Genomic DNA, 7,412 nt, shown 5'->3' with positions numbered 1-7,412 from the left:
GGCGGGGGTCGGGTGAGGCGGGCGAGACTGCCCGCTCGGACTGCTGCTCGACGGTGTGGGCGGCTGTGGCTTCGTCGTGATGCTGCGCAGGGTGCGGCTGATCGGCGGTGAGCGCGAGGTCGCTGGGCGGAGCTGATGGTGCTGAGGCATTGAGCTGCTGGGCAGGCTCGCTCGCTGCCGAAGCTCGCGCTGGGTCGGCAGCGATGTGAGGTGAGCGTTGACTGGCAAAGTGTTGTTGCTCGGCGGTGGGCGCGAGGTCGCTGCGCGGATCTGGTCGCTTTGCGGTGTCGGGTTGCTGCTCAGCTGCCGGTTTGTTCGCCGTCCCGCTCACCGGCGCGGGCAGCGGGGCCAGCGACCCGTCGGCCGCGCCGGCTGCGTCCGCCTCGCCCGCCTCATCTGCTTCATCCGCCTCGTCCCGAGCCGGCATCATCTCCGCCGCCAGCAGCCATAACTCCGCCGCCCGCCCCGGATCCCCGCGCCGTCGTACCGCGCGCGCCGCTACCGCCAGCTCGGATGCGACCCCCAGATCGGGGTGGTCGCGGGCGGCTGAGGCCCGGTGCCACAAGCGTGCTGTCGAGTCGGTCGCTGTTTCGGCCAGGAGCAAGTGCACTGTGCGGAGTGTTTCCTGCGACGCGTCGGCGAGTACCGTGTCGCGGACCGCGGTGGCCGGGAACGAGACCGTTCCGTGGACGTCGACCGCGATCAGTCCCGCCTGCTCCGCGCACGCCAGTGCTTCCAGCGTGTCCGGTCCTGCTGTGCGGCGCAGGGTCGGTACCGAGGGGTCGGCGGCGAGTGCGGTGATCAGGAGTGTGCGCCAGATGCCGTCCGGCGTCGGCAGTTCGTCGATCCAGCCGCGGACGCAGCGCCGTGCCGCTGTCGGGGTCGTCACCACGTCCAATGCGCCGGATGAGGCGTCCAGGCCGCGCGAGATCTCGACCGTCAGGCGCGCGTTGCCGCCGGATGCCGCGTGGACGCGGGCGGCGACGCGGAGGCCGATTCCGCGTTCCTGTAACAGGGTCGCGGTCTGTTCGGCGGTGAGGGCGGGGACCGGCAGTTCGATGGCGTCGCGGCCGAGGAAGTCCACCGGGCCGCCGGGGCGGGTCGCCGCTACGACGGGGATTCCGTGGCGTGCGAGGTAGGCCAATGCGTCGAGGCTGTCCGGGTCCCACCATTGGGTGTCGTCGGCTAACAGCAGGACGCGCTTGTTGGGTGGCGTCGTCGAATCGACGCATGCTTTCGCGGCTAAGCGGATCGCCACGCGGTCTGGTCGGCCGGGTATTCGGCGCAGCGCCTGACGTATCGCTTCCAGCCAGGGCGCGGGGAGGCCGGGTGCTTCGCAGAGGAGGTCGGCGAGGGCGGCGAACGGGACTTCGTGGTCGGCGGGGGCGGCGGTGAGCCAGATGACGTGGTCTTCGCCGGTGATCCAGGGTTCTGCGACCGCGTCCAGGAGGGCCGACTTGCCGCGTCCAGGCGGTGCCGACAGGACCGTGGGGGCGCCGTCGGCGGCGCGTGCGGCCAGGTCGGCGACCAGCTCCCGGTGCCCGATCATGTCAAGTCCTTGGCGGTCGCGATGCCGGTGACGGCCGCTGGCGCCGGATCCGGCGGGGTGCGGCGGTCGTTCGGGGAAGGTTACGCCGTGATAGTCGTCGGTCACAAGGGGTCCCGTTGTGTTTCCAGCCACGCCACTGTGAGTAAAGAGCCGGCTGTGAAGCGACACATCAAGGGCTTCCCCCGATGCGGCTCCGCCTGCACGTTGTGCAGCCTACGGAAACGCAGACTTTGCGCGACCGCATAAACGCCGCCGCGACCGGTGACCAGACGCGGTCGTGCGGCGGCGTGGCCGTGTCCTCAGCGATCAGTCCCCTGTGGCCGAGCGCGGATCCGGCTCCCTCAGGGGTGGATCCGCGCTAGACGACTGATTCCAAGGGGTGGCCGGGCGAAACGGTACGCAGCCTCTGGCTGCCAAGGGCACAGTAGCGGCGCCTGACCGCCCCGGCCGACCACCCACAGCCAAACCAGGTTGAGGGCGGCCGTCCGGGCCGCGCAGTGTTTCGCTGCCGCGGCCAGGAGGGCCTTGTCCTAAGCCGTTTCGCGAGTTCGCTTGTCAGGTCCGGTCCCGCTACCGACCACCCCTTGGAATCAATCGCCTAGTCGTCGGGCGGCTGTCAGATCCCCGAGGCGGTGCTGACCGCCTCGTGGCGGGCGCGGACGGTGGCGATGGTCTGGTCGCCGTCCGCGTCCCAGATCTCCTGGTTGAAGATCTCCACCTCGGCGGCGCCGGTCCAGCCCGCGGCGGTCACCAGCCGGCGCATCCGCGCGAAGTCGATGTGGCCGTCGCCGACGTGCCCGCGGCCCAGCAGCATGTCGGCCGGCAGCGGCACGACCCAGTCGCACTCCTGGTAGGAGTGGATGCGACCGCCCTTGCCGGCGCGGGCGATCGACGCTTCCAGTTCCGGGTCCCACCACACGTGGTAGGTGTCGACCACCACGCCCACCTGCTCGGCCGGGAACGCCTCGGCGATGTCCAGCGCCTGCCCGAGCGTGGAGACCACGGCGCGGTCCGCGCAGAACATCGGGTGCAGCGGCTCGATCGCCAGCTTCACGCCGTGCTCGGCGGCGAACGGCGCGAGGTCGGCGATGCTCTCGGCGACCGCGGTGCGGGCGGCGGGCAGGTCCTTGGAGCCGGATGGGAGGCCGCCGACCACGAGGACCAGGACGTCGGTGCCGACCCCGGCCGCTTCCAGCACCGCCTGCCGGTTGTCGGCGAGGGCGGCGGCACGGTCCTCGGCGGAGGTCGCGGTCATGAAGCCGCCGCGGCACAGGCTGGTGACTTCGATCCCTGACTCGCGCACGATCTTCGCGGCGGCCTCGATGCCGATCTCCTGTACGCGGTCGCGCCACAAACCGATCGCCGGGACGCCGCCCCGGACGCAGCCGTCGACGGCTGCGGCGAGGGTCAGGCGTTTCACGGTGGCCTGGTTCAGGGAGAGCTTCACGCGGTCACCGCCGGAGGTGCGATAGTCAGCACACTGGCATCGGCGCCGATGATCAGGCGCTCGCGCGAGCTCATGCGATCGCCGACGATGGTGCGATAGTCAGCACGCTGACATCGGTGCTGATGGTCAGGCGCTCGCGCGAACTCATCCGATCGCTGGCGCTGTTGCGAGCGGTGCCAGCGGGGCAGGCGGCCGAGTCCGGGCCGAGCGGCGCGCGCGACTTCACGCGACCACTGCCTGGAAGCGCGCGGCCGCCGACTCCGGGTCATCGATGACCCCGGCGATCTCCGCCAGCCGCAACAGCTCCGTCAGGTGCGCCGCGTCGCGGGCCGTCTCCAGGCCGCCGACCATGCGGAAATGGTCCTGCTGGCCGTTCAGGTAGGCGAGGAAGACCAGGCCCGTCTTGTAGTTGAAGGTCGGCTTCTCGAAGATGTGCCGGGACAGCTCGATGGTCGGCGCCATCAGCCGGTCGTAGGTGTCCAGGTCGCCGCGGTCCAGCGCTCGCAGGGCCTGCGAGGCGGGGCGGGCGATGCCGTCGAAGATGCCGAGCAGGGCGTCCGAGTGGCCGTGCTCGTCGCCCTTGATGAGGTCGGGGTAGTTGAAGTCGTCGCCGGTGTAGAGGCGGACGCCTTCGGGCAGGCGGCGGCGCAGTTCGAGTTCGTAGTCGGCGTTCAGGAGGGAGATCTTGACGCCGTCGACCTTCGCCGGGTCGGCGTTGATCAGGTCCAGGACCGTGTTCATCGCCGTCGGGATGTCGGAGGAGCCCCAGTAGCCGGCGAGCGCCGGGTCGAACATGTCGCCCAGCCAGTGCAGGATCACTGGGTTCGAGGCCTGATTCAGCAGCGATCCGTAGACGGTCAGGTAGTCCTCCGCCGACTTCGCGGAAGCGGCCATCGCGCGGCTCGCCATCAGGATGACGCGCGCTCCGGCGCCTTCGACGACGCCGAGCTGTTCCTCGTACGCGGCCTGGATGTCAGGGAGCGGATGTGCACCGGCAGCGAGCTGGTCGGTGCCCGCGCCACAGGCCAGCAACGACGGCACGTTCGTCGCGTCCACCGCCTTCGCCGCCGCGCCGCCGCGCCGGATCAGCTCCCGGGTGGCCGGCCAGTCCAGTCCCATGCCGCGCTGCGCGGTGTCCATGGCGTCGGCGACGCCGAAGCCGAGCGACCACAGGTGCTCGCGGAAGCGCAGGGTGGCGTCCCAGTCCAGGACCGCGGGCCGGCCGGGGCCGTTGTCGGCGTTCGGGTCCGCCACGACGTGCGCGGCGGCGTAGACGACCCGCGAGGTGAAGCCGGTCATCGCGGCGCTCACTTCCCGGTCCGGTCGAGCTCCGGCACGGCGATCTTGCGGCCCTCGCGCCAGGACTGCGCGCCGAGTTCGGCCAGCTGCACGCCGCGGGCGCCGGCCCACAGGTCGTGGCTGTACGGCGCGTCGGCGACCAGGTGCGCGAGGAACATTTCCCACTGCACCTTGAAGCCGTTGTCCATGACGGCGTTGTCCGGGACCTCCTGCCACTGCGCGAGGAAGTCCTCGGTCGCCGGGATGTCCGGGTTCCAGACCGGCTTCGGGGTGGCGGTGCGGTGCTGTGCCCTGCAATTGCGCAGGCCCGCGACGGCGCTGCCGTGGGTGCCGTCGATCTGGAACTCGACCAGTTCCTCGCGGTTGACGCGGGTGACCCAGGAGGAGTTCAGCGAGGCGACGATGCCGCCCTGGAGCTCGAAGATCGCGTACGCCGAGTCGTCGGCGGTGGCCTTGTACTCCCGGCCCTGCTCGTCCCAGCGGGTGGGGATGTCGGTGCGGGCCTCGGCGTAGACGCTCTGGACCGGCGCGACCACGTGGTCCAGCACGTAACGCCAGTGCGGGAACATGTCCAGGATGATGCCGCCGCCGTCCTCGGCCCGGTAGTTCCACGACGGCCGCTGCGCCGGCTGCCAGTCGCCCTCGAAGACCCAGTAGCCGAACTCGCCGCGGACCGACAGGATGCGGCCGAAGAAGCCGGAGTCCACCAGGCGCTTCAGCTTCAGCAGGCCCGGCAGGAACAGCTTGTCCTGGACCACGCCGTGCTTGATCCCGGCGTCGTCGGCCAGCTGCGCGAGCCGGATCGCCTCCTGGAGGGTCTCGGCGGTCGGCTTCTCGGTGTAGATGTGCTTGCCCGCTTCGATCGCCCGGGTGATGGCCGGGACGCGGGCCTGGGTGACCTGCGCGTCGAAGTAGACGGTGACCGACGGGTCGGCCAGGGCTTCGTCCAGGGAGGTGGTCCACTTGTCCAGACCGTGCTGGGCCGCCAGCGCCTCGATCTTCTCGGCGTTGCGGCCGACCAGGACCGGCTCGGGCCAGACCGTGCGGCCGTCGGGCAGGACCAGGCCGCCCTGCTCGCGGATGGCGAGGATGGACCGCAGCAGGTGCTGCCGATAGCCCATGCGTCCGGTGACGCCGTTCATAGCTATTCCAATAGTCTCGCGCGTCATCGCTGCTCCCGGGGGGTCTGGCGGTCGGTTTGGGACGGTCTGCGCGGTTCGCGGGCCGGGGGAGATCGATTCGTGATCCGCGGCCGGCCCGGCGGACGCTGGAAAGCGCTTTCCGAACCTGCCCCGAGGCGATAGGTTACGAGCGTGTCCACGCAGCGGTCAACACCCCCGCCGGCCCCGCGCCGTGGCGGCGCCACTTTGCAGCAGGTGGCCGACGCCGCGGGGGTCTCGCTGGCCACCGCTTCCCGGGTGCTGAACGGCAGCGCCCGGACCGTGAACGCCGAGCTCAGCGAGCACGTGCGCGAGGTCGCCACCCGGCTGCGCTACGTCTCGCACGGCCCGGCCCAGGCCCTGGCCCGGGCCACCACGTCGCTGGTCGGGCTGCTGGTCCACGACGTCAACGACCCGTACTTCTCGGCGATCGCCGCCGGCGCGATGCGGGTGGCCCGCGAGCGGGACCTGCTGGTGATGGTCGCGAACACCTATCGCGACCCCGCGCTGGAACTGGACTACATCACCCGCCTGGGTGCACAGCGGGCCCGCGCGATCCTGGTGGCAGGCTCCCCGCCGGTGGATCCCGCACTGGCCGAGCCGTTGCGCGAGCGGCTGCTGGACTACCAGCACGGCGGCGGCCGCGTGGTGACCATCGGCGACCAGGGGCCGGAGATCGACGCGGTGCTGCCGGCGAACGCCGACGGCGCCCGCGCGGCGGCACTGCACCTGACCGGGCTGGGGCACCGGGAGATCGGCCTGGTCGCCGGCCCGCGCGGACTGGTGACGATCGCCGACCGCTCCGCCGGCTTCCGGGCCGGCCTGATGGCCAGCGACAACGATCCGCACGGCATCGAGGTCGAGGGCGACTTCACCCGCGACGGCGGCTACGCCGCGACCCGGCGCCTGCTGGCCGAGCATCCCGAGGTGACGGCGCTGTTCGTGATGGCCGACGTGATGGCCGTCGGCGCGCTGGCCGCGCTCCGCGACGCGGGCCGCCGGGTGCCGGCGGACATCAGCCTGGTCGGCTTCGACGACCTGCCGATCTGCGCCGATCTGGTGCCCGCGTTGACGACCGTGCGGGTCGATACCGAGGGCATGGGCGAGCAGGCGATGCGGATGGTGGTGGCCGAGCCGGACCTTTCCGGGGAGCCGGATGTGGCGGATTCGGAGGCGGAGGATCCGCATGCCGGGCGCACGGTCGTCCACAGCGCCACGGAACTCGTCGTGCGGGGGAGCACGGGGCCGGTGACCTGACGCCGGTTCACAGCACACGTATATAAGGGTGGGAAATTGAGTCTGCTCAGTGCTGAGGCCTCGGCCGCCGGCGCGCCCGGAATCCTGGTCCCCGTCGTCCTTTCCGCGGCCTTCCTGCACGCGAGCTGGAACGCGATCCTCAAGTTCATCCCCGACAAGCTGACCGCCTCGCTGCTGATGACGGTGTCCGGCGGCGTGCTGGCGGGGATCGGCGCGTTCGTGGTGCCGGTACCGGCCCGCGCGTCGTGGGTGCTGTTGCTGGTGTCGGCCGTGTTGCACGTCGGCTACTTCCTGATGCTGATCAAGACCTTCGAGATCGGCGACTTCAACCAGGTGTACCCGTTGGCGCGAGGGCTGTCGCCGGTGGTGGTCGCGGGCTTCGCGACGCTGCTGGGCGATCCGATGTCGCGGCACCAGACGGTGGGCATCGCAGTGGTCTGCGGCGGTCTGGCGACGCTGGTGTTCTCGGCGGGACGGCCGAAGCGCGCGCAGGGCAAGGCGCTGTTCTGGGCGGCGATGACGGGACTGTCGATCGCGACCTACACGGTCACGGACGGCATCGCGGTGCGCCACTCGGGGTCGGCGGCCGGGTACACGGCGTGGATGATGCTCGCGGAGAGCATGCTGATGACCACGGCTTGCGTGACGATCATGATGCGACGGGGCCGGGCGGCCGAGGCGGCGGGGCTGGGAGCGGCGG

At 71.2% G+C, this 7,412-nt stretch carries 6 protein-coding genes; 2 read left to right on the top strand and 4 right to left on the bottom strand.

Annotated elements, in window-relative coordinates:
* The 4 genes from IZR01_RS46850 to IZR01_RS46835 form a co-directional block, all read right to left on the bottom strand.
* Positions 1-1,549: AAA family ATPase (locus tag IZR01_RS46850; RefSeq protein WP_194927615.1), on the bottom strand; the 1,549-nt coding region annotated here is incomplete at its 3' end.
* Between the two features lie 616 nt (positions 1,550-2,165).
* Positions 2,166-2,996 carry a sugar phosphate isomerase/epimerase family protein gene (locus tag IZR01_RS46845; protein ID WP_194927614.1) on the bottom strand — a complete coding sequence of 277 codons (831 nt, stop codon included), beginning with the start codon at positions 2,994-2,996 and terminating at the stop codon, positions 2,166-2,168.
* A gap of 222 nt (positions 2,997-3,218) precedes the next feature.
* Entirely contained in the window at positions 3,219-4,295 is a 1,077-nt protein-coding gene (locus tag IZR01_RS46840) for a dihydrodipicolinate synthase family protein (RefSeq protein ID WP_267255001.1), read from the bottom strand.
* 8 nt (positions 4,296-4,303) lie between these two features.
* Entirely contained in the window at positions 4,304-5,464 is a 1,161-nt protein-coding gene (locus IZR01_RS46835) for a Gfo/Idh/MocA family protein (RefSeq protein ID WP_194896512.1), read from the bottom strand.
* A gap of 144 nt (positions 5,465-5,608) precedes the next feature.
* On the opposite strand from IZR01_RS46835, the gene IZR01_RS46830 reads away from it, so the two are divergent.
* Complete coding sequence (locus tag IZR01_RS46830) at positions 5,609-6,712, top strand: LacI family DNA-binding transcriptional regulator (protein ID WP_194927612.1); 1,104 nt, start codon at positions 5,609-5,611, stop codon at positions 6,710-6,712.
* Positions 6,713-6,748: 36 nt separating this feature from the next.
* The coding region (locus IZR01_RS46825; protein ID WP_194927611.1) for an EamA family transporter at positions 6,749-7,412 on the top strand (664 nt) is incomplete at its 3' end.

The organism is Catenulispora pinisilvae, assembly GCF_015356865.1.
Classification (GTDB): domain Bacteria; phylum Actinomycetota; class Actinomycetes; order Streptomycetales; family Catenulisporaceae; genus Catenulispora; species Catenulispora pinisilvae.
This window is presented reverse-complemented; position numbering and strand designations above follow the sequence as displayed.